This is a genomic window from Flavivirga jejuensis (assembly GCF_030540765.1).
GTDB lineage: Bacteria > Bacteroidota > Bacteroidia > Flavobacteriales > Flavobacteriaceae > Flavivirga > Flavivirga jejuensis.
Map to the genome: position 1 here is coordinate 22,097 of NZ_JAUOEL010000014.1, position 26,855 is coordinate 48,951.

The following is a 26,855-nucleotide window of genomic DNA, read 5'->3' on the forward strand; positions in this document are numbered from 1 at the left end:
TTTTCGTTTTTTCACCAAATAAGTAGTATTAAACTCTAGACCTTATTAAAATAGGATTAGTTTAACTTACTTCTAAAAATTGAGTTTCACTAAAAAAAATATATCGGTTCACAATAAATACAATACCCTTGCGTTTAACGTAATATACAATCTAGCCAACACGAAAAATAATTATTTTAGAGTTAGTCGTCTACAATACACAAAAATTCGTAACAAAAGACTTGTATAATTAAAAACTCGTGATTTTATATTTCGAGTTTTTTTTTATATTATATGTTAAAAAAAGTTAAATATTAAAGGCTCATGCAATTTTATAAAGTTTTACACGTCTTATATATTAACAATCTTCACATTAGTGTTAGTTGAGGTTGATTAATAGCTAGAAAAACCCGAAACTAATTTAGTTTCGGGTTTTTTATGTTTAAACTATGAAATATTGAATGCGTTTTAAGATAACCTCATCACCATTTAATAATAGCACTAGCCCAAGTAAATCCGCTACCAAAAGCCGCTAGCACAACATGATCTCCTTCTTTTATTTTATCTTCTTCCCAAGCTTCTGTTAAAGCAATAATAACAGATGCAGCTGTAGTATTACCATACTTCATTATATTATTAAACACTTGATCGTCCCTTAAAGCAAACTTTTTCTGAATAAATTGAGCTATTCGTAAATTGGCCTGATGCGGAATCAACAAATCTATAGCTTCTTTTTGCAAACCATTCTTAATTAAACCTTCCATAATCACTTCACTAAAACGCACAACAGCATGTTTAAAAACAAACGTACCATCCATATAGGGAAAATAAGATGTATCTTCTTCTTCAGATGCTAAAATTTCGGGTACCCAATGTGCTATACTAGGAGAAGCTACCATTAATTTATCAGCATATTTTCCTTCGCTATGCAAGTGTGTAGACAAGATACCTTTCGTATTATCTTCTTCGCGAGACAATACACAAGCCCCTGCTCCATCTCCAAAAATAACCGACACCCCTCTACCTCTGGTTGTTTTATCTAATCCATTACTATGGTATTCTGAACCTATAACAAGAATATTTTTATACATGCCCGTTTTAATAAACTGATCGGCAACAGATATGGCATATATAAATCCAGAACATTGATTTCTCACATCTAAAGCGCCAATAGTAGGCATCTCTAACAGATCTTGAATTTGTACACCACAGCCAGGAAAATAGTAATCTGGACTTAAGGTAGCAAATACAATAAAATCAATAGCATCCTTTGTTAGTCCTGAGCGCTCAATAGCAATTCTAGCAGCCTTGGCTCCCATAATTGCAGATGTATCATTAGTACCTGCTTTAATCCATCTACGCTCCTTTATACCTGTGCGTTCTTGAATCCATTCATCGTTAGTGTCCATTAATTTAGACAAGTCATCATTCGTCACAACGTTATTCGGAAGATACTTTCCTAAACCTATTATTTTCGAATTATACATAAAATCATTCTCTTTAAGCAATACAAAGTACAATAAGTGCTCTTAAATTCCAATTATAAAAAAACCAAATCATAAAAGTGAATCCAACAAACACTTGAATTTTGGAGTTTAGAGCTTAATTTTTTTCAACAAAAAAATTGTGTCAGTTTGTCACTTTTTAACTCTTGGTACTTTTTTTGTCTTAACTCCTAAAGTAAAACAAATTAAAATTAATCAGATTTCTGCTTAGCGGGAATAACAAATAAACTATTTATTATGACAAAAGGAAATATTAATGTTTCGGTAGAGAATATCTTTCCTCTCATTAAAAAATTCTTATACAGTGATCACGAAATCTTTTTACGTGAGTTAATTAGTAATGCTACTGATGCTACTTTAAAACTAAAGCACTTAACTAATGTTGGTGATGCCAAAGTCGAATATGGTAATCCGCAAATTGAAATTAAGATTGACAAAGACGGTAAAAAACTTCATATTATAGATCAAGGTTTAGGTATGACTGCTGATGAAGTTGAAAAATACATCAACCAAGTAGCCTTTTCTGGAGCTGAAGAGTTTTTAGATAAATATAAAGACTCTGCTAAAGATTCTGGAATCATAGGACATTTTGGTCTTGGTTTTTATTCTGCTTTTATGGTGGCTGAAAAAGTTGAAATCATCACAAAATCTCATACAGATGCCCCTGCTGCACATTGGACTTGCGACGGAAGTCCTGAATTCACATTAGAAGGTTCGGATAAAACAGATAGAGGTACAGAAATCATTCTTCATATTGCCGAAGATTCTACAGAGTTTTTAGAAGATGGACGTATTACTAGCTTACTAGAAAAGTATAACAAGTTTATGCCTATTCCAATTAAATTTGGAACTAAAGAAGTTAACGATCCAGACTTTACTCCTAAAACGACAAAAGATGAAGACGGTAAAGAAACTACCGAGCCTCATAAACAAATTACTGTAGATAATATCATCAACAACCCGAATCCTGCGTGGACTAAACAGCCTGCAGAATTAGAAGATCAAAATTATAAAGACTTTTATCGCGAATTGTACCCTATGCAATTTGAAGAGCCTTTATTCAACATTCACTTAAATGTAGATTATCCGTTCAATCTAACTGGGATTTTATATTTCCCAAAAATGGGACAGGATTTAAACATTCAAAAAGATAAAATTCAACTATATCAAAATCAAGTTTTTGTAACCGATAATGTTGAAGGTATTGTTCCAGAGTTTTTAACCATGCTTCGTGGTGTTATTGATTCTCCAGACATTCCATTAAATGTATCTCGTAGTTATTTACAAGCAGATGGTGCTGTAAAAAAGATTTCATCTTACATTACCAGAAAAGTAGCCGATAAATTAAAATCGTTATTTAATAATAGCCGCGAAGATTTTGAAGCTAAATGGAACGATATTAAAATCGTGATTGAATACGGTATGCTTTCCGAAGAAAAATTCTTTGAAAAAGCAGATGCTTTTGCCTTATATCCAACTGTTGATGGTTCGTTTTATACATACGAAGAGTTATTCAACAAAATTAAAGCAAACCAAACCGATAAGGATGATAAGTTAGTAATCCTTTACGCTTCAGATAAAGATGCACAACACAGCTACATCGAGTCTGCAAAAGCTAAAGGTTACGAAGTATTATTGTTAGACTCTCCTATTATATCACACTTAATACAAAAACTAGAATCTACTAAAGAAAATATAACGTTTGCACGTGTTGATGGCGATCATATTGATAATTTAATCAAGAAGGACGAAACAACAATTTCTAAATTAGACGAAGACCAGAAAAAGGTTTTAGATGAATTATTAAAAGAAGTTATTCCTTCTGAAAAATTCATGGTACAACTAGAAGCTATGGATAGCGATGCATCACCGTTTATTATTACGCAACCAGAATTTATGCGACGTATGAAAGAAATGCAAGCTACTGGCGGCGGCGGTGGTATGTTTGGTATGGGTAACATGCCAGAAATGTACAACTTGGTGGTTAATACAAATTCTGCTTTAGTAAGTGAGATTTTAGAAACCAAAACCAAAAAGAAACAAGAGCGTTTAATTAACCAAAGTTTAGATTTGGCACGTTTATCTCAAGGCCTCTTAAAAGGTGAAGAATTAACAAACTTTATTAAGCGTAGTTACGAGATGATTAAATAGTTCATTATTCCCTCCTTCGAGGGAATCTCATGAAACTATCTTAAATGTTAATATGGATATTAAAACCACTTTGTGAAAGCAAGGTGGTTTTTTTGTGAGAAAAACAATCTACACCTACCTAATAACTGGTATATTACAATTTGTGCTGTACCAATTTATATTAAGTCATTTTTAGCAATTAATCCTTCGTAGACAATTTTCACTCCTTTTCTGGTAAGTCTCTCACCTACATTATTGTATACTTTTGTAATACTCGCTTTTCTGTTTTTATTGAATGAAAAATTCAAAAAACCGACAGCGATATATCAGTATTATATTTTATAACCCAAAAAATACCCTCATGAAAAACTATCTACTCTTTTTCAATTTATTATTTTTTAGCGTAACGTCATTATCTGCTAATTCCAGTTCAGGATATGAAATCATATTTAAATCAGAAAAATTTACTCCAAAGGTAACTACTAATTTTGGTAAAGCCATCATACCACAATCAACAGAAAAAAATCAAGGATTCATTTATAGGCTTATTCAATTCTATACCATTCCAAATAATGCTGAAAAACAATTAATAAAGCATGCAGGAATAGAATTATTAAGTTATATCCCAAATAAAGCTTTCATTGCTAAAATTCAAAAAAATGTTTCTGCATTACATTTTGAAGGATTAAATATTAGAAGTTTACTTACTATAGAAGGTCGATTCAAATTATCACCCGAACTCACTAAAAGTGAACTGCCAGAATGGGCTATTAGGGGTAATGATATAATGTTAAATGTGAAGTACTATTCAAAAACGGATAAAGAAAGTCTTATTGAAAGTATTACTATGAAAAATGGAAAAGTGACATTTCAATTGGAAAAAATTAATATGCTTACAATTCAATATAGTATTGATGGTATCAATGATTTGGCAAAAAATCAATTGATTAAATGGATAGAGCCTATTACGCCTCTAGCTACTCCAGATGGGAAAGATTCTAAAAACACCTTTCGTACTAATACTTTGAATACAAGTTATAATGGAGGTAGAAAATATGATGGATCGGGAATTGTTGTTGCCTTAAGTGATGTAGGAATGATAGGGCCGCATATTGATACTAAAGGAAGGGTAACACAACATACTGATATAGAAGATGGTGACCATTCAGATATGACTTCTGGTATTTTAATAGGTGCTGGTAATTTAAATCCTACAATGGGCGGGGTTGCTCCAGGCTCAGATATTCACATTTATAAACATATACCTAACTCTAGTATAGAATCTCATCAACATATCGTAAATGCCGTAGAAAATATGGAAACCTATGGTACAGTGGTTACATCAACTTCTTATAGTCAAGGATCTGGTGGTGTTTATACTCTTTCTTCTGAATTTGGGGATCAGCAATTATATGAAAACCAAAATATAATTCATGTTTTTTCCGCAGGCAATGCAGGTACTAGTGATCATGGCTACGGTGCAGGTGCTGGATGGGGTAATATTACTGGAGGATATAAGGCTGGTAAAAATGTTATTTGTGTGGGGAATGTTGATGAAGATGATGTCATAGTTTATAATAGCGGTAGAGGACCTGCAGCAGATGGAAGAATTAAACCTGATATGTGTGCACAAGGTAATGGTACATGGACAACAGATAAAAATAACACCTATCAAGTAGGAGGAGGTACTTCTGCTGCGGCTCCAGCAATTTCAGGTGTAGTAACCCAGCTATATCAAGCATACAAAGAAAATAATGGTGGTGTCGAACCAGAAACAGGTTTATTGAAAGCTGCGCTTATGAATACCGCTAAAGATTTAGGAAACCCTGGTCCTGACTATAAGTATGGTTGGGGGAGAATCAATGCATTAAAAGCGGTTAGAATTATTGAGGATAAAAGATACATTAGAAATAATATTGAACAAGGAGAAAATAAAAGTCATAATATTACAGTTCCTTCCAATGTTAGTGAAGTGAGGATTATGACTTATTGGACGGATGTCAAAGGTAGTCCTAGTTCTGGTATAGGCTTAGTAAATGATATCGACATGGAAGTGGTTACTCCTAGTAACGCTACTCATAATCCTTGGGTTTTGGATCCTACGCCAAATGCAACTAATTTGGATGCTGATGCAGTTGAAGGAATAGATCATTTAAATAATGTAGAGCAAGTAACTATAGAGAACCCGCAAGCAGGTATTTACACTGTAAATTTATCTGGTTATGCGATACCAGAAGGTCCACAAACTTATTATGTACTTTACGATTTTATTTACGAAGGCGTAGAGCTTACTTATCCTATTGGAGGAGAAGGATTTGTTCCTGGTGAATCAGAATGGATAAGATGGGATGCTTCTGCAGGTTCTGGAGATTTCGAATTGGAGTATTCGATTAATGGAGGGAATTCATATATCAGTATTTCTGATGAAATTTCGAGTACTGCACCTGGTTATGAATGGACTGTGCCGAATATATTATCGAACGACATAAGATTAAAGATTAGTAGAGGTAGTTATAGTAGTGAATCAGATAAGACTTTAACTATTGCAGACGTGCCACAAAATATAGAGATTTTGAGAATATGTCCTGAATCGATTAAAATAGGATGGGATGAGATAGATCAAGCTTCAGCGTATGAAATAAGTGTGCTTGGTGAAAAATACATGGATATTGTCGGAATTACCAATACTAATACTTTTGAAGTAACAGGATTAGATCCAGATGAGGAACATTGGTTTAGTGTTTGTGCATTGGTATCTCGAGGAAAAGGTAGAACAGGAAAAGGTAGAAGAGCTATTGCAATAAAGAAAGCTTCTGGAACACCGACTGATAGCAACTGCCCATTACCTGGACTTGCATCTAATACTAAGGTTCATCCTAATAATCCAACAACTGATTATTTAAATATTCAATTATCTGGGATTGATGATTTACAAAGGATTGCATCTAATGTTAAGGTTTTTCCTAATCCAACAACTGATCATTTCAATATTCAATTTCCATCGCAATTATCTAATCAAAAGGTCGGTATTAAATTGGTTGATGTTTTTGGACAATCAGTTTTAGAACTTGATAATAAAAGTACTGCTGAAAATTTATTAATTGGTCATTCTCAAATTATAAATGGCGTTTATTTCATTATGATATCTGGAGAGAACTTTAAGCTTGTCCGAAAACTTATTAAACAGTAATAACTCTTGCTTGATAATTAGTTTGGGAGATTTGAAACTAATGATACAAAGACTTTTCGGGGGCATGTTTGTAAAAGTGCTGTTTTTTTATCAATTCGAAGCTAGTCCTCAGTAACTGCCCCGATAGCACGGATTTAAGATACAAGTCCGCATATGCAAAGCTGCGAACTTAGCGCTAAAGGTAGCTAGAATAGTATAGCTCAACTATAATTTATACACATATAATAAAAAGGAAGCTTCGGTTCTATTAAAAATCATCTGCTCCCCCCCCTAGTTGATGCGTTAAACTAATTTTAGCATATATAATATAAAAACCACACTGTTTTCACAATGTGGTTTTTTTAATGAGTTTTTTAAACTAACTACAATTCCTTATCAGTAACACTAACAATCTTTCCATTTTCCCAGCAAACAATCACAATACTATTCATTAATCCATGTTGAACACTTAAGTCATAACATGTTTTAGTTCCATCTACATTAGAAGCTGTAACTGTAGCTTTACCTAGATCATAATAAGATAATGGAATTTCATCAGCCGAATATCCATACTTTTCAGCAGATTCGTCCATTGATTTTGTAGCACTAATTGCAGTTATAAATCCCTGCATTTCAGGAGAAACCTCTATAGGACTTCCACAAGAAATAAATAAAGAAATTGTTAAAATTAAACTTGAAAATACTAAGGTTTTACTTTTTTTCATAATTAATGAGATTTGGTTTGAATGGTGCGAATATAGCATAAATGTTGACTTCCTATTAAAAATTTGCTTAATTTTTTTATCAAATTATGAATGGATTTTTTATTCTGATAAAACTAGAATTAATCAAAAAAATCATCGAACTTCGTTTATCTTATGATAAATATTTGATTCCCACTTCCATATAATAAATCCAAAATACCCATTGTTTAAAAATAATGGCTATCTGCCTCCCGATTTTACTATTAAAGATTATCAAGAAAAAACTAAAGAGCCCGATAGCGCGGATTTGTAATCCGTGCCCTACTTATCCAATTAATTTTATACTTTGTCGAAAAATTAAAATATGTCTACAAAATATAAAGCAACAATGACCGACGCTGGTTATTTTATAACCATAACTACTGTAGGATGGATAGATATGTTTACCAGACTTAAACAAAAATTTGTTATTACTCAGGCCATTAGGTATTGCCAAAAACATAAAGGTCTTGAAGTTTATGCCTATTGTATAATGCCTAGTCATATACACGTGCTCTGCAAAACAAAAGAAGGTTTCTTGCTATCAAATATTATGAGGGATTTTTAAAAATTCACCTCTAAAAAAATTATAGATACCATTATTAATTACCCAGAAAGTAGAAAAGAATGGATGCTTAATTATTTCAGCAAAGCATGTGACCATCTGAAACGAAATCAACAATATAAAGTCTGACAAGATGGTTACCATGCAGAAATATGTTCGACCCGATAGCGTGTATTTGTAATCCGTGCCCTACTTATTCAATTAATTTTATACTTTGTAGAAAAATTAAAATATGTCTACAAAATATAAAGCAACAATGACCGACACTGGTTATTTTATAACCATAACTACTGTAGGGTGGATAGATGTGTTTACCAGACTTAAACAAAAATTTGTTATTACTCAAGCCATTAGGTATTGCCAAAAACATAAAGGTCTTGAAGTTTATGCCTATTGTATAATGCCTAGTCATATACACATGCTCTGCAAAGCAAAAGAAGGTTTCTTGCTATCAAATATTATGAGGGATTTTTAAAAATTCACCTCTAAAAAAATTATAGATACCATTATTAATTACCCAGAAAGTAGAAAAGAATGGATGCTTAATTATTTCAGCAAAGCATGTGACCATCTGAAACGAAATCAACAATATAAAGTCTGGCAAGATGGTTACCATGCAGAAATATGTTCGTCAAATAAATTTATAAAGCAGAAATTAGATTATATTCATAACAATCCTGTGAATGACAAAATTGTTTCTAATCCGGAAGATTATGTTTTTAGTTCGGCAAGAAATTATGCTAGTTTAGATAGCGAACTTGATATTGTCATATTACATATTTTTTGAGTTTAAAAATGGGCACGGATTGCAAATCCGCGCTATCGGGTTAACTGAAGAAAACTATGTATAACAATGACCCTGCTAGTGCCAGTTTGCAACTGGTACCGAGTAAGAATAAGCTAAAAAAATATTCTATTTAAATATCTTTCTATAATTCAAAATCAAATAATTCTTTGGGATGGATTTCTAAGCCTTCAGCTAAAGACAAGATTGTTTTCATAGAAGCCCCATGCTCTCCTTTTAGCACACGATAAACTTGCTTAGGTTCTATTTTACCTATTGAAGCAACTGTCATAACATCTTTATTATACTTTTCAAGTAATAATTTCAGATGCTCTCCAAACGCTTTGTAATATGCTTTGTTGGTTTTCTTCACTTTGTGAAGTTGTGGTTTTTTTCAAAATAATAATTGTCAAATTTGACAATATGATAATTATTTTTATATTTGTTTTTTAATCAGTTCTATTAGTATTGAACTGTAATTTTTATATTTGCGATTCTTCGTATAGAAAATATTTGAAGTCATCGCTTTGAATCTCGTATCAGAAAACTAGTAATTTTTAAGCAACGAGAAGATAAGTAAGATGCTCACGTCTTTAGGCGTGGGCTCGCTTATTGTTGCTCGGTATACTAGTGCCTCTGATACGATAAGTTGAGTTCCACGCCTTTTTTGTTTCCACACATTACAGGCTTTAACGAGTGTTTATCTCACTAATAAAGAAAGAAGTAAAATCTAATTCTATGAAAAAAACAGAAGCCTATACATCCCCAGACCACCACCTTATAATGCCACATTACGCTACTATAGCCACATTAATTGCATTACTAGGTATATCTGGACTAAACAATGCCGTTATAAAACATTGCAAAACAGGATTAAAGGTTATTGCTATTATTTATAATAATCCAGACTGCAACTCCAGAAAAAATATTTTATCAAGAAAAAAATTTGACGCGTTCTTTGCTTTGTTTCCTTCCACTTATTTTAACAATAGAGAATTAATTTCATCCAAAACAGTTCTTGAAAATATAGAAATATGTATTAAAACAAATAACGTAGCAAATGCTGCTTAGTTGAGTAAAATCATCCGTTCTGCTACCAGGTTGTCTCTCAAAAGTAATTTAACCGCTTTTGCAAAGTTTGCACATGCGTTAGAATAATATAATTACAACGCATGTGCAAAGCTGCAAACTTAGCACTAAAGGTAGCTGGAACGGTATAGCTCAATTAAAAAATATACACATATAGTAAAAAAGCAGCTTCGACCCTATTAATTATCTTTAATAGATCTTAACTTCGTTTAACTTATGAAAATATTTGATTCCCACTTCCATATAATAAACCCAAAATACCCATTGTTTAAAAATAATGGCTATCTGCCTCCCGATTTTACTATTAAGGATTATCAAGAAAAAACTAAAGAGATCGAAATTATTGGAGGCGCTATTGTTTCTGGTTCATTTCAAAAATTTCATCAAGAATATTTAATAGACGCTCTTAGCAAACTAGGAAATAATTATTTTGGAGTGGCAAATATCCCATTAAAAATGGAAGAAAAAGATCTGGACAGATTAAACAGATCAAATATAGTTGCTGTTAGATTTAATCTTAAACGTGGTGGTTCTGAAGGTATTGATAATTTAATCAAACTATCGAACCTTCTTTTCGACAAATATAACTGGCATACAGAATTATACGTTGATAGTAAAGACTTAAAAGAGCTGAAGCCAATACTAATGGAAATTCCACAGTTTTCTATCGACCACCTCGGATTATCAAAAAGTGGCATAAAGGAATTATATTATTGGGCGGAAAGAGGAGTAAAAATTAAGGCTACTGGGTTTGGGAGAATTGATTTTGACCCTATTCCTATTATGAAAAAAATATACAGCATTAATCCAAGATCTTTAATGTTTGGAACAGACCTCCCCTCTACAAGAGCGCAAATTCCATTTACAATGAAAGATGTAGAACTTATAAAAAATAACTTTACAGAACCTGAACAACAAAACCTATTCTATAAGAATTCTCTAGAGTGGTACATAAAAAACTAAGGTAAATACAGAGTACTAAAACATGAAATCGACTCCATATCAAGCCGTTAAATAAACCGCTCAAATCAACTCCAAAAAAAATATTTAACAAAAAATCACCCCTGACATATTATGTCACTAAGCCAAATATCTTTGCATTAAGTTTAACAAATAAATCAATTTAAAAAATGAAAAATGCAGTTAACTGGTTCGAAATTCCAGTAAAAGATTATCAAAGAGCTAAACAATTTTATGCTACTGTTATTGGTACAGAAATTACAGACCATCACATGCCAGACGAGACTATTAAATACGGTATTTTCAACTACGATATGGAAAATAATGGTGTTGGAGGTGCTATTATTCAAGGAGAAGGACAAACCCCAACAACTGAAGGAGCTACCATATATTTAAATGGTGGAGACGATCTGGGTTTACCACTTTCTAGGGTAGAACCTAATGGTGGTAAAATACTAATGCCAAAAACCAATATTAATGAGAATGGATTTATAGCGCAGTTTATAGATACCGAAGGCAATAGAATTGCGTTACATTCTATGATGTAATCCAATAAATTGCGGAAGTGATATATCTTTTAATCAATCAAAAACAACGACCAGTTATTAATTTAATGTAATCAAATTCAATTGGTAAATGGTATAAGATAGTGAATTGCAAAGCGGTTCACTATCTTTGTTATTATGTCTCAACTATCCAGACTCATAGCCATACTAACCCTGTTAAAATCGAAACGCCTTTTAACAGCCAATGAGCTTGCTAAAAAGTTTGATGTTAGCATAAGAACCATTTATAGAGACATTAGAAAACTTGAAGAAGCTGGTGTACCTGTTACAACAATTGAAGGTAGAGGCTATTCTTTAATGGATGGTTATTCTGTGGCACCAGTACAATTTACCGAAAAACAGGCCAATGCTTTAATTACGGCAGAACTTTTAGTAAATCAATCTAAAGATGCTTCATTTGTTGAAAATTTTAATGAAGCCCTAACCAAAATTAAATCGGTTTTTAGAACCTCTATTCAAGAAAAAAGTGAATTATTACAAAGTAAAATTCATGTTTTTAATCCAACTTACGAAAACATTTCTAGTAATGCTCTTTCTGAAATACAATTAGCTATCACTAATTTTAATTATGTAGAAATTAATTACTGTAAGGCGAATGACACCGATGTTTCCTTCAGAAAAATAGAACCCTACGCCATGTATTCTACTCAATATAAATGGATCCTAATTGCTTGGTGCCACTTGCGACAAGATTATCGCGCTTTTAGAATTGATAGAATCCAGCATTATAAAATTTTACAAGAAACCTTTGAAGATAGAAAATTTGATCTTCAAGCTTATTTTCAATCCTGCCCTTATAACAAAAAGTAAAAACAATATATATATATAAACACCTATGAAAATCCTTTCTACCAATACTGCTAAACCAACATCCATTATTTGGAATGGAAAAGAATTAACCACTGGGATCTACAAAAAACCAACAAACTCACCTATTTACTTAGAGAAAGAAAATGTAAAAGATGATGAAGTATCAGACACAAAAGTACATGGTGGTATATTTAAAGCGTGTTATATCTTTTCAAACGAACACTACGCATATTGGAAAAACCGATATCCAAGTTTAGATTGGGATTACGGTATGTTTGGTGAAAACCTGACTGTTTCTGGGTTAAACGAAAAGGAGATCTATATTGGCGATATTTATGAGGTTGGTGATACTATAGTACAAGTAACACAGCCTCGTGAACCTTGTTTTAAATTCGGTATTAAGTTTGGAACTCAAAATGTGTTAAAAGAATTTATAGCACATGGTTTCCCAGGCACTTATGTTCGTATTTTAAAAGAAGGGTTCGTAAAAAAAGGAGATACTCTCAAACTAATCGAGCAAGCAAGAAATAGTTTAACCACATGGCAGCTTTTCGATCTACTGTATTCAAAAAACAAAAACGAGGCATTAGTCAAGTTAGCCATAGAAAATGAAGCCCTACCTTTAAGAAAACGAGAGAAAATAAAAAAGCTCATAAAATAGTAGAGTTAATTTTGATGTATCTTTGCGACATAATATTCTTTTATGTCATTTAAAGACTTACAACTTAATCGCCCTCTTTTAAGAGCAATTGCAGAAACTGGTTATGATGAACCAACGCTTGTTCAAGAAAAAACAATTCCTTTAGTTTTAAATAAAAAGGATGTTATTGTTTCTGCTCAAACAGGTACAGGAAAAACTGCTGCTTTTGCGCTGCCCATTTTGCAGTTATTATATGATAAACAAGACGCATCAAAAAAAGGAAAAAAAATTCGTGCTTTAATTGTAAGTCCAACTCGGGAATTAGCCATACAAATTGGAGAAAACTTTAAAAACTATAGCACGTATACCAACTTAAGAAGCACAGTGGTTTATGGAGGTGCTTCTATAGAACCTCAAGTGGATGCCCTGAAAAAAGGCGTGGATATTTTAATTGCAACCCCAGGTCGTTTACTAGATTTACACAAACAAGACATTGCCAATTTAGATTATGTAGAAACTTTAGTATTAGATGAAGCAGACTTAATGTTGGATATGGGCTTTATTGATGACGTAAAAAAAATTGAACGTCTTTGTACCAAAGAAAAACAAATACTATTATTTTCTGCTACCATACCCTACAAAGTAGAGCAGTTAGCAAACACCATTCTAAAAGCACCAAAACGTGTTGAAGTAGCTCCGAATTCATCAACATCAAAAAACATTAACCAATTACTTTATTATGTACCAAAGGCTAATAAAATTGAACTGTGTTTACACTTATTAAGAAACACAATTAAAGGTAGTATTCTTATTTTTAGACGTACAAAGTATGGTGTTGAAAAATTAGAGCAAACACTTTTAAAAAATGGTTATAAAGTTGATAGTATTCACGGTGATAAGAGTCAGAACCTAAGACAAGAAGCTTTAATTAATTTCAAATCAAACAAGGTTAACATTTTAATTGCAACCGATGTAGCTGCCCGTGGTATCGATATTAACAATTTGGATGCTGTTATAAATTTCGATTTACCCAATGTACCAGAAACTTACGTACACAGAATAGGAAGAACTGCCAGAGCTGGAAATACAGGGGCATCTTACTCATTCTGCTCGGCAGATGAAAAAAGCTACGTAAAAACAATACAGCAACTCATTCAGATTCAAATAGACGTTATTGACGAGCATCCCTACCCTTTAGACCCAAAAGCAAAACCAATGATTCATAAATCAAAAAAAACAGGTAGCAAACACAGAAAAGGACGTAAAAGCGAAGCTTCTAAAAAGAAAAAGAAACGTTGGTACTAATTTATTGAAAATTCCGTTATATAATGAATACCTTCACAAAAAATAAAGCGACACTAACTTTATAATTTTATAAACCCGTCTCTCAACATAAATAAATGAATTTTACAAATCCCTTAGTTTACGGCATTCCTTGTTTTTTAGGGCTTATTTTAGTCGAACTTACATATAGCAAAACGCACAACAAGAAAGATCTTTACAAATGGAAAGATTTAGCATCGAGCCTTACCATGGGAATTGGATCGGTAGTGTTAGCGCCTCTTATCAAAACTATTTCTGCTATTATAATTTTTAATTACCTATACGAATTGTGCAATCCAATAATTGATGGTGTACGCACCAACATTATGGGATGGGAATCTTTTGGTTACACTTGGCCCGTTTGGCTAATCTGTCAGTTTTTAGATGATTTCACCTATTATTGGTTTCACAGACAAAATCATATGGTTCGCTTTTTATGGGCAGCACATATTGTACATCACTCTTCTGAGAACTTCAATCTTGGAACCGCGGTTCGTAATGGTTGGTTCACTATTTTATATAAACCTTTATTCTATATGTGGTTACCAGTTATTGGTTTTCCTCCAGAAATGGTGATAGTTTGTTTAGGCATAGAAGCACTTTGGCAATTTCAATTACACTCGACATATGTTCCTAAATTGGGGATTATCGAAAAAATTTTTAATACCCATACAATGCATCAAGTGCATCATGCCAAAAACTTAGAATATATGGACAAAAACCATGGTGGGTTTTTAAATATATTTGATAAAATATTTGGTACTTGGAAAGAATTAGATGATGATATTGACATAGCTTACGGGGTTACTAAACCACCAAATTCTTATAATCCCTTGATAATATTAACGCATGAGTATAAAGATATTTGGAATGATATGAAAAAGAGTTCCAATTTATATGATAAGTTTATGTATGCTTTTGGCCCTCCAGGATGGAGTCATGATGGAAGCACATTAACGATTAAACAAATGCGAGAGCAAGCAAAAAAAGATAAACTAAACACCACCGCTACCTCTAATGTTTAAATCATGAATACTATTCAAAAAATCGTAGATAAATTAGAATTACAACCGCACCCGGAAGGCGGTTATTTTAAAGAAGTTTATAGAAGTGGCGGATTAATTAACGAAGAAAATCTTGGTGAAGGCTTTACAGGACAAAGAAACTATGCTACATCAATCTATTTTCTTTTAACTTCTGATTCTTTTTCTGCCTTTCACAGAATTAGACAAGATGAAATCTGGCATTTTTATAAAGGGGCACCAATAAAACTTCATATAATCTCTGATGCTGGTATTTATTCTAACACCATTATAGGAAATGATATCGAAAAAGGACAAAACCCTCAATTTGTAGTAAAAGCCAAAGACTGGTTTGCTGCAGAAGTTATTGATGAAAACGCCTATGCTTTGGTAGGATGTACGGTCTCTCCTGGTTTCGATTTTAGTGATTTTGAACTCCCTAAAAGAGATATTCTTATTTCAAGATATCCTGAACATAAAAATATCATTACTGCTCTTACAAGGCTTTAATTCTGTAGTCTTTGATTAAAGTGACTCTTTAATAACGGTATTTGGATACAAAACATCAAGCCAAAAAGTACAACGGCATAAGTAAGTGTTTTTGGTATTGAAAACCCAGACAACACACTTGTTACCTTATTATTGTACAACACGCTAAGATCTATAGAATTTAACCAATGCGTCGACGTTTCTTGAGTATCGAAAAGCATACATGCGATCAAAGCTAAAAAGACTATAGAGATAATACCCCATCCCATTTTAGATATTAGAGGTTTATACGCTGTAACACTATTATTACTTAACTCTTCTGTGACTTGAGACATAACAGAAGTAGTAAAATTAAAAGACGGATTCTCTAAAGGCGTTTCTTTAATTACTTTTTTAGTTAAGTCCTCTAAATACTTATCTGCGTTCTCGTTCATAATGTTCAATTATTTCAGGTTCTAATCGCGCTTTTAAAATAGTCGCTAACTTTTTTCTGCTTCTAAACAGTTTAACTTTCGCATTATTAAGCGTTGACCCAATAATTTTTGAAATTTCTTCTAGAGGTCTCTCCTCAAAGTAATATAAAGTTAATAAAAAACTATCATCACCTGGTAATAAAGCTATGCAATTTTGAATAGCTTGTTCTCTTTCTTTATTCTCCAGATTATCTAAAGCATTATCTATTGTTTTTATTTGATGCTCTGTAAATTCATCAATAGCAACATCATTAAAATGTTTTTTGTTCTTTTTTAATCTGTCTAAACTCGTATTATAAGCAATTTTGTAAATCCAAGTTGAAAACTTAGAATCTCCTTTAAACCTATTTAATGATTTATACACTTTAATAAAGGTGTCTTGCGCTACTTCTTCGGCCTCTTCCCTATTCTTAAGCATTCGAAGCGTTAAAGTGAATACTAGATCCTTATAACGTTCTACCAATACAGCAAATGCATTCGTGTCGCCATCAATAATTAAATCGATATAGTGTTGGTCGTTGGTGGTCATTTTAAGTTAAGACGACCATATATTCCTTAAGGTTACATTATAATAAAAATATTTTTTTTGAAAAAAGTGTAACCAAAATTAAGAACCTATCGTCATAAGCTATGAACCGTTTAAATTAATCAATTAAAAATAAACAATTATGGGATCAGAATTAATTATAGTACCAATAATATTTGGCGCGATCTTCGGAGTATTTTATTTATATTTTTCAACGCGTAACAAAGAGCGTTTAGCTCTTATAGAAAAAGGAGCTGATGCCACCATTTTTGTTAAAGGAAAAAGCAAAAGTTATACGGCTCCTATTTGGAAAGTTTTAATATTAAATCTAGCCTTATTATTAATGGGAGTAGGATTGGGAACATTCATTGCATCTATCCTAGAAAATTATACAAGCCTGGAAGAAGAACCGCTTTATGTAGGTAGTATTTTCCTAATGGCTGGCATTGGGTTATTTGTAGGATTTAATATGACTAAAAATCTAGATAAAGAATAATATAGTTTTCATCAATCAAAAAATGAAACCTGCTTTTCAAATAGGCAGGTTTTTTTTATTTAATAGGAAAATCAAAATAAGTCTTAGGATATGGTTCTCCTCGCAACGTAAAATGCCACCATTCCTTGGAGTAGTTTCTAAAACCATGTTTTAACATCATAGTTTGTAGTAACTGCCTGTTAGCTCTTTGTTTATCTGTAATGTCTTTATAATTCACCCAAGATTGTTGTCCAAAAAAATCATAAACACTTCCCATATCTAATACCTCTCCTGTATTACCATCAATTATGGTTAAATCGACAGTACTACCTCGACTATGTCCAGACCTTGAAGCAATATATTGCTCTTTGAATAAATGCTTCTTTTTTACTTCTGGATAAAATATGTGTTTATTTATGGTATCATTTAAATCTTTAGCCCAACGAATAAAATGATTTACAGATTGCTGTGGTCTATAACCATCATAAACTTTTAAGCATAAATTCTGTTCTTGCAACTCCTCATGAACCAGTTTTAGCTTATTTGCAGTTTCTTCTGTTAATATAAGCTTATTTGATTGATAGCCGTTAATAGGTGTTCCCACAAAATTATTTGAAGTGTAATATCGTAACTCCACTTCTAAATCTGGAATAATATCGCTAACATATACAAACCCTTTTTCTAGTTGCCCAAAAGAAAAAGCACAATAGAAAAGAAATAGATATATAAATAATTTTTTCATTTTTTAAATTATAAGCTAATGTATATAAAAATCTATTATGGATTAAAAATTAGGGTACAAAAAAACCGAGTTCCCTCAAACTCGGTTTTCTTTCAATTTGCTTTTTTTATTATGAAGTTAGATTTAGTTTCCTATTTCATACAGCATAATGCAAATATTAATTAATTAATCCATTGAACTAAAAAGTGTGTTATTTAGTACACTCCAAAAGTAAAATTATAAAACGAATAAACAAGATAAAACACACATAAAATCGATGAAATACACTAAATTTTAACATTTACTGATGAAATAACCATATATAACGTCAAAATACATGGTTTGAGTTTCAAATATTAGATATCTCACTAAAGTTATATGCAAATAAAATAAGCTTTAAGTTTTTACAGAAGATAATTTTGAAAAACGCCGCAGACCTTCTTAAACTTATCATTTCCTCAACATTAGTAGCGCATTTTGATTTAGTGAAAAGGCAAAAGAAAATAAAGTTCTGTGCCTTTATTTTGTACAAAACACATTTTTTGAGCTTAATCTCGAGTATCACTAAATAGAAACAAAAAAAGCATTCCTAAAAGGAATGCTTTTTTACTAACTAACTAACTAACCAAAAATATGAATTATATTTCTAAGTCTAAAGTAACCACTCAATAAACCTTTTTAAGTAAAATATAATTATTATATACTCATCAACATCCGTGCCAAACTAAAAAATAAAGCTTATTTTTTTATATAAACAGCATAAAATAAGATCCATATAAAATAATTATAAGCAATTAGTATTTAAAATATAATTATTAAGATATTTGTCCATATACAAAACGAATCTATTCATGAAAAAAATCACATACTTACTTTTAGCTCTTTTAATAATTTCTTGTACTGAAAAACAGCCAGATTTAATAGTTAAAGGACATATTAAAGATTTAAAAAAGGGAATTATTTATCTTAAAAAAACAAATGATACTGTTTTAGTAACAGTTGATTCTTTAGTAATAAATGGTAACTCTCAATTTGAGTTACATTCTAATTTAGAATCTCCAGAAATATTCTTCTTGTATTTAGACAAGAATAGCTCAGAAAAAGATAGAATTACATTTTTTGCAGATAAAGGCATCACAGAAATTAATACAACATTAAAAAACTTTGTTTATGATGCAAAAATTAAAGGTTCTACTCAACAAAAAACATTAGAAGAATACAGAGCCATTATATCTAGAATAAATAATAGAAATTTAGATTTAATAAAAGAACACTTAGAGGCTCGAAAAAACAACGATACAGTAAAAATTAAAGCTATTGAAAAAGAGTCTGACAATGCATTAAAAAGAAAATACCTACATACCGTAAATTTTGCATTAAATAATAAGGATAGCGAAGTAGCACCTTATCTTGCCCTTACAGAAATTTATAATGCCAGAATTAATTTCCTGGACACCATAAATAATAGTTTAACTCCAAAAGTTAAAAATTCTAAATATGGTAAAAAATTGCAATCGTTTATTGATGATATAAAAGCTACAGAAAAATAAAACTGAAGTATAATATAAAAACAAAAAAGACCTTTCAAATGAAAGGTCTTTTTTGTTTTTATTAAGAGCCGATGGAGGGACTTCCTTCGACTGCGCTCAGGATAAACTTCTCATCCTTTTTCAATTAAATTGCTTTTTGTTACAAAAAAATTGAATCCTGTTTCGCTTTTATATTTTGAGCCGATGGAGGGACTCGAACCCACGACCTGCTGATTACAAATCAGCTGCTCTAGCCAGCTGAGCTACATCGGCTTGTTTAACGGGTGCAAATATAGTATCTAATTTAATACCTGCAAGAAGTCCGTTAAAAAATTATCCTAAATTATTGACTTTTTCGATTAAAGCCCTACCCTTAGCTTCTAAATCTGCATTAATTGCTTTAAAATGGGCTTTAGCATTTTCGCTTTTAGTATTTACCCTAACTATTAATTCATCAAAAGTAGCTATTGCTTCATCAATAATTGCTTCACTCTTTTTTGTGTCTTTGTCTGTGTTTGCGTATTCCCAAACGTAAACTGCTTCTATAATATCACCTAAAACATAATTAATGTCTTTTTTTAGGTCTCTAACATTTGCCATAATCTGTAATTTTTATTTGATTGCAAAATTAAACATAAACTTCCAATAGTGTCGCATTTTTAGAAGCAATTTCGTAGTTTGTAATTGCTGCGGGAATTAATATGGTTTCTCCTTTTTTTATAGATTCAGAAATACCGTTAACCAAAATTTCTGCATCACCCTCTACACACATGTATATTAAAAATGAATCATAGTCATTTTTCTTTGTAAGTGTTTCGGTAACTTTTAAATAGTTTGTTGTAAAATATGGACAACTCACCATTTCATTAGGTTGGTTTTCTGTTTTAGAATATGCTACTCTAAAATTATCAGGCATATTAAAATCGAAAGCATCAATTGCTAAATCATTATGCAAATCTCTTTCATTACCAGCATCGTCTACGCGATCCCAATCGTAAACACGATAAGTAATATCGCTTGTTTGTTGTATTTCGGCTACCATTACCCCCGCTCCTATAGCATGAATACGACCAACTTCAATAAAATAAGTATCACCTACTTTTACTTTATCAAAATTTAAAATTTTTGTAAGCGTTTTATTTTCTAAATGGCTTAAATATTTTTCTGGGGTCATGTCTTCATTAAAGCCAACAATTAAATTAGAACCTTCATCTGCCTGTAGTGTGTACCACATTTCTGTTTTCCCAAAAGAATTGTGTCTCTTAGCTGCTAACTCATCATTAGGATGCAATTGAATAGACAAATCTTCTTTAGCATCAATAAATTTAATAAGTAATGGAAATTTGTTTCCAAATGTCTTATAGTTTTTATCTCCTATCAAATGACCTTTAAAAGTTTCTAATAAATCTTTTAACGAATGGCCTGCTAAACTACCATTTGAAACTATAGATGTATCTCCTTCTACATCACTAACTTCCCAACTTTCACCAATATTTGGTAAATCGCTTTTTTTATTGAGAAGGGTTTTTAATTTTTGTCCGCCCCATATTTTATCTTTTAAAATAGGGTTAAATTTAATTGGGTATAATGTATTGTTCATTTATTTTCCTGAATAGGTTACAAAATTACGTGGTGTTTCAAAAAGTGTGATCTCTAGTTCTAAATGTGATGCCAATTTTGACCTCATTTTATTGTAAATTACCACAACTATATTTTCTGCTGTTGGATTTAAGTCTTTAAACTCTGGTACTTCAACATTCAAATTTTTATGGTCAAAGGCATCTTCAACCTCTATTTTAATAATTTCTTTTAAAATTTTCATATCTATAACATAGCCTGTTTCTACATCAATCTCTCCTGTAACACTAACTATGAGTTCGTAATTGTGACCATGAAAGTTAGGATTATTACATTTTCCAAAAACAGCATCATTTTTTTCAAAGCTCCAATCTTTTCTATACAAACGATGTGCCGCATTAAAGTGTGCTTTTCTACTAACTGTTACTTTCATTTGGAAATATTTATATGTTCGTAGAATTTATCAAAAATAACCTTAAACCACTCTGTATATAATTCTGGTTGTACTGATATATCGGTCTTAACATCCTCTATAGGCATCCATTTCCAACTAGCTACTTCGTCTGTATTAATAGTTGGTTCATCGTTATATTTACCCAATAAAACATGGTCGTACTCATACTCTGTTAAACCATTATCAAATGGCGCTTTATAGATAAAGGAAATAGATTCTTCTAAATCTACCGCAAATCCCATCTCTTCTTGTAAACGCCTTTGCCCTGCTTTAATATTCGTTTCTCCATCACGTTGATGGCTACAACAAGTATTAGTCCAAAGTCCAGGAGAATGGTATTTATTTAAAGCCCGTTGTTGTAACATTAACTCATTTTTATCATTAAAAATAAAAACAGAAAATGCGCGATGTAACAAAGCTTTTTCATGAGCTTCCATTTTTGGCATCAAACCAATTTGTTCATCCCTTTCATTAACAAGAATTACTTTTTCTTCTTCCATAGAAAGGCAAAAATACCAAGTAAATATTAAAAAACATATTCTAATTAGAAATTTAAAATGAAAGCTTAATTATAAAACAAAAGAGGCTGTCTAAAAAGTGATGAACTTTGTCATCAGAGCAAAGCGAAGAACCCTATTTATCTAAAAAACAAAACATTATTATTATTTTTTTAGAGATTCTTCACAGCTTCGCTGCTACCTTCGAAACAAAATATATTTTGTTTCTCGGTAATATTCAGAATGACACTTTTTAGACAGCTTCTTCTTTAGTTAGATCTGTAATAAAAAAATTCTTGAAACTGACTATCCCCGCAAGCCATAGGGGTATTTCGCCAGTTTCATTTTGCCTTTATAGAGACAAAAATCGAATTTTGTTATTTTGCCTCACCCAGAACTGCCTTTTTTTGCAGTTCTGACCTCTCCAAAGGAGAGGTTAATTGGAAACCCCGACCCAAGGGGTCGGAGAATTTTTAGATTTAAATGACCTTTATTAGTCTTCTACTAATATAAACTCACTTCTTCTATTAGCTTGATGTTCTTCTTCACTACATTTAACACCTGTTGTACATTTATTTATTAGGCTTTTTTCACCGTAGCCTTCTCCTGTTAATCTACTCACGTCTATACTGCCTTCTTTTACAAGATAGTCTATGGTTGATTTATTTCTTCTTTTTGATAACTCTAAGTTATATGATTTATTTCCTCTTGAGTCTGTATGAGATCGTATATCTACTTTAGTATTTGGATACGCCTTCATGTAATTTATAACCTTAGCTAACTCTAATTCTGCATCTGATCGTATAACCGACTCATCAAAATCAAAATAGATAGGGTTTAAATCTAATAATTTAAATAAATCGACTTCATTTGGCTCTAAATTTATAATTATTTGTAACTCTAGTTCATCTGTGTCGATATTAAAAGCTGTTACACCTTCTTTATAGTTTGCTTTTATTGCTTGTGATTTGTAATCACTATGACTTCCTGATAGTTTCAAACTAAACTCACCGTTTGCATCTGACTTTAATGTTTTTACTAATTCATTTGCGTGATTATAAATTAACACATCTGCATCAACTATAACCTGGTTTGTGTTTTTATCTACTACAGTTCCTGTTATGTATTGCAGATATGGATTTCTTGTAAAACTATAAATATCATCATCCCCTTTTCCTCCTTTTCTATTTGAAGATAAATACCCTTTATAGCTGGCTTCATTTATAATGTACTCAAAATCATCTTTCGAACTGTTGATTGGCTTCCCAATATTGATAGTCTTATTATTTGAATTAGCTATTGTTTCAATATTCTTAAAAAAGAACACATCTAAACCTCCTAAACCTGAGTGACCATCTGATGAGAAATATAAAGTCCCGTTGCTACTTATATATGGAAAGTTCTCTCTCCCTTCAGTATTTATTTTAGAACCTAAGTTTTTTGGTTCACCATAAGTACCGTCTTCATTTATTGTTACTACATAAATATCGGATGCGCCAATAGTTCCCTCCATGTCGGATGCAAAATATAATTTTGTCTCGTCTACATTAAGGGCTGGGTGGGCTACATTATAGTCGTCACTATTAAATGGTAATGGTTCTATATTAGTCCAACCTTCTTCTTTCAATTCAGCTTTGTATATTTTTAAGCCGTGGATTCTCTTCGAATTCTTTTTGAATTCTCCTTTATAGTAATTATTTCTTGTAAAGTATACTGTTTTGCCATCTTTTGTAAAGGCAGTCGACGATTCGTGGTATTTAGTATTTATATCACCTTTTATCTCTGTGGCTGTTCCGTTAGCATTTAATTCATAAATATCTAAAAAGGGTTGTTCGTTCCAATTATACAGTTCTTCATCTTCTCCTCTTGAGGATGCAAATATTAATTGTTCCTTATATATTGAAGTTCCAAAATCTGATAATGGGGTATTGATTTCTAGATTGTTCATCTCAAAATCATCCGAACGTTTTTCAATCGTTTCTAAATAGTCTGTTTGAAATAGTTTACTTCTGGAATCTTCTGGCTGTAATCTTATAAATTCTTCTAAGATTTTATCTGCTTTATCATAAGCTCCTATACCTTTTAAAGCTTGAGAGTATCTAAAGTAATTTTCAGGATTTATCGTTTCCTCTTTTTGAGCTATTAACTCTCCATACCATTGTGAGGCCTCTTCCATTTTCCCATTATAATAAAAGGAATTTGCTAAATTCTCTAATAACTCTGGATCTCTATTCCCTTCATTTGCAACTTCTAATAGTTCTTCAGTCGTTTTTACATATGATAAATTATTATATGTCTTCTTTGCCTTTCTAGCTACTCCCTTTTGTGCAAAGGATACATTTACAAGTAGTAATGTGAATAACGGTAGTAGTAATATTCTTTTTTTCATGTCCTTTATCTTTTTAAAAGAATCTTGGTGATAATATTCTTCCTATTTGTTGCAATTCAAATCTTAACATTATTTCGTGAGATCCGCTATTATAATTATTCAATCCTGTCGTGGTTAAATCGTAAGCATACCCAATAAATAGACCATCGCTTATTTGAAATCCAGCTAAACCACTTATGGAATCGTCCCATCTGTAGCCAAAACCTAAGGTTAATTTCTCATTGAATAGTGCATTTATAGACAGGTCTGCTATTAATGGGGCTCCAGATACGCCTTTTACTAGGGCAGCTGGTTTTAACTTCGTGTTTTCATTTATATCGAACACATACCCTCCTATTAAAAAATAGTGTAAACGTTCGGTTGCTATCGATTCTTGAATGCCATCGTAGTGCTCTGTTGTAAAAAAATTAGGTACAGAGAGTCCTACATACCATTTTTCTGAATGTAAATATAAACCTGCTCCTATGGTTGGAGAAAACAAATTTAGATTGTCATTAAAAACACGATCTGGGTATTGAAAAACGCCTTTACTCCAATCGGTGTCTAGTATATGAAATCCGCCTTTAAGACCAAACGATAACTCGGTATCGGTAATTTCATTTATAGGAATAGTATACGAAAAATTAATATCTAAGTTTGTTTCACTCGAAGGGCCTAATTGATCGCTTACAATATTTAATCCCAATCCTAATCGTTTGTTTCTTAATGGGGTATGTGCACCAAATGTTATGGTTTTTGGTGCGCCTTCAATCCCTACCCATTGCGTCCTATATAAACCTGTGATACTTAACACGTCTCGTTGTCCTGCATAAGCAGAGTTAACACTCATCGTATTATACATATACTGTGTATACTGAGGATCTTGTTGGGCGTTTGCCCCTAATGATAATAGTGCAGCAAACACTACTAAAATCAAACTTCTTGTTAATGATGATTGTCCTATCATTTTTAATTTCTTTAGTTATTTGTTTACTTACTTTTTATCTGTTTATATATATCCAACCTACTTTTGGCTTAGAGCCTTCACCTAGATCTAATACGTAATAATAAGTTCCAACTGGTAATTTATCTGTCCCTTGTATGGTCGTTCTACCATTGGAAGTTCCATCAAATTCATTGTTATACCCTGTCTTCTTATAGACAATGTTACCCCAACGGTTATAGATTTCTAATCTATTATTTGAATAGTTCTCTATACAGTTTATGATTAAGAAATCATTAACGCCATCGCCATTTGGTGAGAATTCATTTAGAACGATTAAACATCCTAAGGCTGTTTCCGTTGGATCGTCTAGCGTGTTACCATCTACATCATCCCCATCATCACTTGTATCTGTTATAGTCTCAAAGCTTGGACTAATTCCTGAGGCTTCTACACTATTACGAACTCCTCCAGAATTGATAGCTTGTTGTGTGATTTCAAAAGTCGCCGTATAAGTGGCTATCTCTCCTACTAACAAGGTACCTTCTTCGCTTCCTAAATCGGCATCATCAAACACAGGTTCTTCTGTTAAGGTTAATGGACTACCATTAATATCTGTGAAGGTGTCTACTAGGTTTATACTTGTTAGAGTCACGTTTCCTGTATTTTCTACTTCTATTGTATATCTAATTTCATCACCTAATTTTATATCTGGTGCATCTGCTAATTTAGTTACCTCCAGTTCAGCTGTACAATCTGTTGTAGTTGTTACTGCTATGGTAATATCTGAAGGTCTGTATGAACATGGGTCATGTGGATCGGTTGCACTCTCTCCATCTGGTGGTGTTAATTCATCGCCGTTTGTTACACCATCACCATCACAGTCTGCATTATTCCATGCAATGCTTGGCACTTGAGTAACATCAGCTGGATTATAGCTACAAAAATCATTTGAATTGGTTGGTGTTCCACCATTTAAAGGAGTTGCCTCATCACAATCAATTACACCATCTCCATCAGTGTCAATTGAACTGATTACTATAGTTTCACTAATTGATAGACTTAAATTACAGTTAGGGTTTGTTATATCTACTAAATTTATTGTAACAGCTGCAGTAATATTATTAATAGTAATAGTAACCGTTCCTAAAGCTCCAATAGTAACATTTCCTGCACTTGAGCCATTATATGTAACTATATCGTTTGGAGTTCCTGTAATTGTGAAAACTGCATCACTACCCGAACATACAGGACTATTAGTAGTCATTACTGGTATATTTGGTAAAGCATTAATCGTAACATTAGCGGTACTAGTGTTTGAACAGATACCTGCTGTGGTATAAGTTACTGTATATGTTCCAGGTGTACTTGCCGATACATCGATTAGTCCAGTGCCTGCGGTAATCGACAAACCTACTGTACTTGAGAAAGTTCCGCCTGTTAAACCTGTTATAGTTGGGATTGGATCTATAGCATCTGCACAATATGCGGCAGCGCTATAATTAAAACTCGCATCA

At 32.1% G+C, this 26,855-nt stretch carries 25 protein-coding genes, 1 tRNA gene and 2 pseudogenes; 14 read left to right on the plus strand and 14 right to left on the minus strand.

Going from position 1 to position 26,855, the window contains the following annotated elements; genetic code table 11:
* Positions 1-461: 461 nt before the first annotated feature.
* A complete protein-coding gene (locus Q4Q40_RS23635; RefSeq protein WP_303304530.1) occupies positions 462-1,466 on the minus strand; it encodes a 3-oxoacyl-ACP synthase III family protein in 1,005 nt (334 codons plus the stop codon).
* A 255-nt stretch (positions 1,467-1,721) separates the two neighbouring features.
* Between Q4Q40_RS23635 and htpG the strand changes: the two genes are divergently transcribed.
* Positions 1,722-3,635 carry a molecular chaperone HtpG gene (htpG, locus tag Q4Q40_RS23640; RefSeq protein WP_303304531.1) on the plus strand — a complete coding sequence of 638 codons (1,914 nt, stop codon included), beginning with the start codon at positions 1,722-1,724 and terminating at the stop codon, positions 3,633-3,635.
* A 340-nt stretch (positions 3,636-3,975) separates the two neighbouring features.
* Complete coding sequence (locus Q4Q40_RS23645; protein ID WP_303304532.1) at positions 3,976-6,804, plus strand: S8 family serine peptidase; 2,829 nt, start codon at positions 3,976-3,978, stop codon at positions 6,802-6,804.
* Between the two features lie 362 nt (positions 6,805-7,166).
* On the opposite strand, the gene Q4Q40_RS23650 is transcribed toward Q4Q40_RS23645, so the two are convergent.
* Entirely contained in the window at positions 7,167-7,508 is a 342-nt protein-coding gene (locus Q4Q40_RS23650) for a hypothetical protein (protein WP_303304533.1), read from the minus strand.
* Between the two features lie 343 nt (positions 7,509-7,851).
* Between Q4Q40_RS23650 and Q4Q40_RS23655 the strand changes: the two are divergent.
* Positions 7,852-8,217, plus strand: a pseudogene (locus Q4Q40_RS23655) (transposase); the annotation flags it as partial.
* A gap of 106 nt (positions 8,218-8,323) precedes the next feature.
* Positions 8,324-8,878, plus strand: a pseudogene (locus Q4Q40_RS24230) (REP-associated tyrosine transposase).
* 142 nt (positions 8,879-9,020) lie between these two features.
* Here the strand turns inward: Q4Q40_RS24230 and Q4Q40_RS23665 are convergent.
* Complete coding sequence (locus Q4Q40_RS23665) at positions 9,021-9,248, minus strand: hypothetical protein (RefSeq protein ID WP_303284300.1); 228 nt, start codon at positions 9,246-9,248, stop codon at positions 9,021-9,023.
* A gap of 365 nt (positions 9,249-9,613) precedes the next feature.
* Here Q4Q40_RS23665 and Q4Q40_RS23670 point away from each other — a divergent pair, with 365 nt between their 5' ends.
* From Q4Q40_RS23670 to Q4Q40_RS23705, 8 genes are all read left to right on the plus strand, one after another.
* Entirely contained in the window at positions 9,614-9,946 is a 333-nt protein-coding gene (locus Q4Q40_RS23670; RefSeq protein WP_303304534.1) for a hypothetical protein, read from the plus strand.
* A gap of 234 nt (positions 9,947-10,180) precedes the next feature.
* Positions 10,181-10,927, plus strand: coding sequence for an amidohydrolase family protein (locus Q4Q40_RS23675; RefSeq protein ID WP_303304535.1), 747 nt, complete (start codon positions 10,181-10,183; stop codon positions 10,925-10,927).
* 167 nt (positions 10,928-11,094) lie between these two features.
* Complete coding sequence (locus Q4Q40_RS23680) at positions 11,095-11,472, plus strand: VOC family protein (RefSeq protein WP_303304536.1); 378 nt, start codon at positions 11,095-11,097, stop codon at positions 11,470-11,472.
* Positions 11,473-11,607: 135 nt separating this feature from the next.
* Positions 11,608-12,300 carry a helix-turn-helix transcriptional regulator gene (locus Q4Q40_RS23685; RefSeq protein ID WP_303304537.1) on the plus strand — a complete coding sequence of 231 codons (693 nt, stop codon included), beginning with the start codon at positions 11,608-11,610 and terminating at the stop codon, positions 12,298-12,300.
* 25 nt (positions 12,301-12,325) lie between these two features.
* Positions 12,326-12,961 carry an MOSC domain-containing protein gene (locus Q4Q40_RS23690; protein WP_303304538.1) on the plus strand — a complete coding sequence of 212 codons (636 nt, stop codon included), beginning with the start codon at positions 12,326-12,328 and terminating at the stop codon, positions 12,959-12,961.
* Between the two features lie 42 nt (positions 12,962-13,003).
* The gene (locus Q4Q40_RS23695; protein WP_303304539.1) at positions 13,004-14,245 is read left to right on the plus strand and encodes a DEAD/DEAH box helicase; all 1,242 of its coding nucleotides are present in this window, start codon (positions 13,004-13,006) and stop codon (positions 14,243-14,245) included.
* A 95-nt stretch (positions 14,246-14,340) separates the two neighbouring features.
* Positions 14,341-15,288 (plus strand): sterol desaturase family protein, encoded by a 948-nt coding sequence (locus Q4Q40_RS23700; protein WP_303304540.1) that lies wholly within the window; start codon positions 14,341-14,343, stop codon positions 15,286-15,288.
* A gap of 3 nt (positions 15,289-15,291) precedes the next feature.
* The gene (locus tag Q4Q40_RS23705) at positions 15,292-15,795 is read left to right on the plus strand and encodes a cupin domain-containing protein (protein ID WP_303304541.1); all 504 of its coding nucleotides are present in this window, start codon (positions 15,292-15,294) and stop codon (positions 15,793-15,795) included.
* Here the strand turns inward: Q4Q40_RS23705 and Q4Q40_RS23710 are convergent.
* Positions 15,792-16,208 (minus strand): hypothetical protein, encoded by a 417-nt coding sequence (locus Q4Q40_RS23710; protein ID WP_303304542.1) that lies wholly within the window; start codon positions 16,206-16,208, stop codon positions 15,792-15,794. The two genes, Q4Q40_RS23705 and Q4Q40_RS23710, sit on opposite strands and share 4 nt — an antisense overlap.
* The gene (locus Q4Q40_RS23715; RefSeq protein WP_303304543.1) at positions 16,189-16,776 is read right to left on the minus strand and encodes an RNA polymerase sigma factor; all 588 of its coding nucleotides are present in this window, start codon (positions 16,774-16,776) and stop codon (positions 16,189-16,191) included. The genes Q4Q40_RS23710 and Q4Q40_RS23715 overlap by 20 nt, the downstream gene beginning before the upstream one ends.
* A 139-nt stretch (positions 16,777-16,915) precedes the next feature.
* Between Q4Q40_RS23715 and Q4Q40_RS23720 the strand changes: the two genes are divergently transcribed.
* The gene (locus Q4Q40_RS23720) at positions 16,916-17,269 is read left to right on the plus strand and encodes a DUF6249 domain-containing protein (RefSeq protein WP_303304544.1); all 354 of its coding nucleotides are present in this window, start codon (positions 16,916-16,918) and stop codon (positions 17,267-17,269) included.
* 55 nt (positions 17,270-17,324) lie between these two features.
* Here the strand turns inward: Q4Q40_RS23720 and Q4Q40_RS23725 are convergent, their stop codons facing one another.
* Positions 17,325-17,990: a M15 family metallopeptidase gene (locus Q4Q40_RS23725; RefSeq protein WP_303304545.1), complete on the minus strand. Its 666-nt coding sequence runs from the start codon at positions 17,988-17,990 to the stop codon at positions 17,325-17,327.
* Positions 17,991-18,820: 830 nt separating this feature from the next.
* Here Q4Q40_RS23725 and Q4Q40_RS23730 point away from each other — a divergent pair.
* Positions 18,821-19,519, plus strand: coding sequence for a DUF4369 domain-containing protein (locus tag Q4Q40_RS23730; protein ID WP_303304546.1), 699 nt, complete (start codon positions 18,821-18,823; stop codon positions 19,517-19,519).
* A 178-nt stretch (positions 19,520-19,697) separates the two neighbouring features.
* On the opposite strand, the gene Q4Q40_RS23735 is transcribed toward Q4Q40_RS23730, so the two are convergent.
* The 8 genes from Q4Q40_RS23735 to Q4Q40_RS23770 form a co-directional block, all read right to left on the minus strand.
* Positions 19,698-19,771, minus strand: a tRNA-Thr gene (locus Q4Q40_RS23735).
* A 60-nt stretch (positions 19,772-19,831) separates the two neighbouring features.
* Positions 19,832-20,098: a hypothetical protein gene (locus Q4Q40_RS23740; RefSeq protein ID WP_303304547.1), complete on the minus strand. Its 267-nt coding sequence runs from the start codon at positions 20,096-20,098 to the stop codon at positions 19,832-19,834.
* Positions 20,099-20,126: 28 nt separating this feature from the next.
* On the minus strand, positions 20,127-21,098 hold the full coding sequence (locus tag Q4Q40_RS23745; RefSeq protein ID WP_303304548.1) for a type I phosphomannose isomerase catalytic subunit: 972 nt from the start codon (positions 21,096-21,098) through the stop codon (positions 20,127-20,129).
* Entirely contained in the window at positions 21,099-21,509 is a 411-nt protein-coding gene (locus Q4Q40_RS23750) for a 6-pyruvoyl trahydropterin synthase family protein (protein ID WP_303304549.1), read from the minus strand.
* Positions 21,506-22,030 (minus strand): isopentenyl-diphosphate Delta-isomerase, encoded by a 525-nt coding sequence (gene idi, locus Q4Q40_RS23755; RefSeq protein ID WP_303304550.1) that lies wholly within the window; start codon positions 22,028-22,030, stop codon positions 21,506-21,508. The genes Q4Q40_RS23750 and idi overlap by 4 nt, the downstream gene beginning before the upstream one ends.
* A gap of 490 nt (positions 22,031-22,520) precedes the next feature.
* Complete coding sequence (locus Q4Q40_RS23760; RefSeq protein WP_303304551.1) at positions 22,521-24,416, minus strand: OmpA family protein; 1,896 nt, start codon at positions 24,414-24,416, stop codon at positions 22,521-22,523.
* Between the two features lie 13 nt (positions 24,417-24,429).
* Positions 24,430-25,362 (minus strand): PorP/SprF family type IX secretion system membrane protein, encoded by a 933-nt coding sequence (locus tag Q4Q40_RS23765; RefSeq protein ID WP_303304552.1) that lies wholly within the window; start codon positions 25,360-25,362, stop codon positions 24,430-24,432.
* A 34-nt stretch (positions 25,363-25,396) separates the two neighbouring features.
* Positions 25,397-26,855, minus strand: a 1,459-nt coding sequence (locus Q4Q40_RS23770; protein ID WP_303304553.1) for a T9SS type B sorting domain-containing protein, incomplete at its 5' end; no start/stop codon positions are given.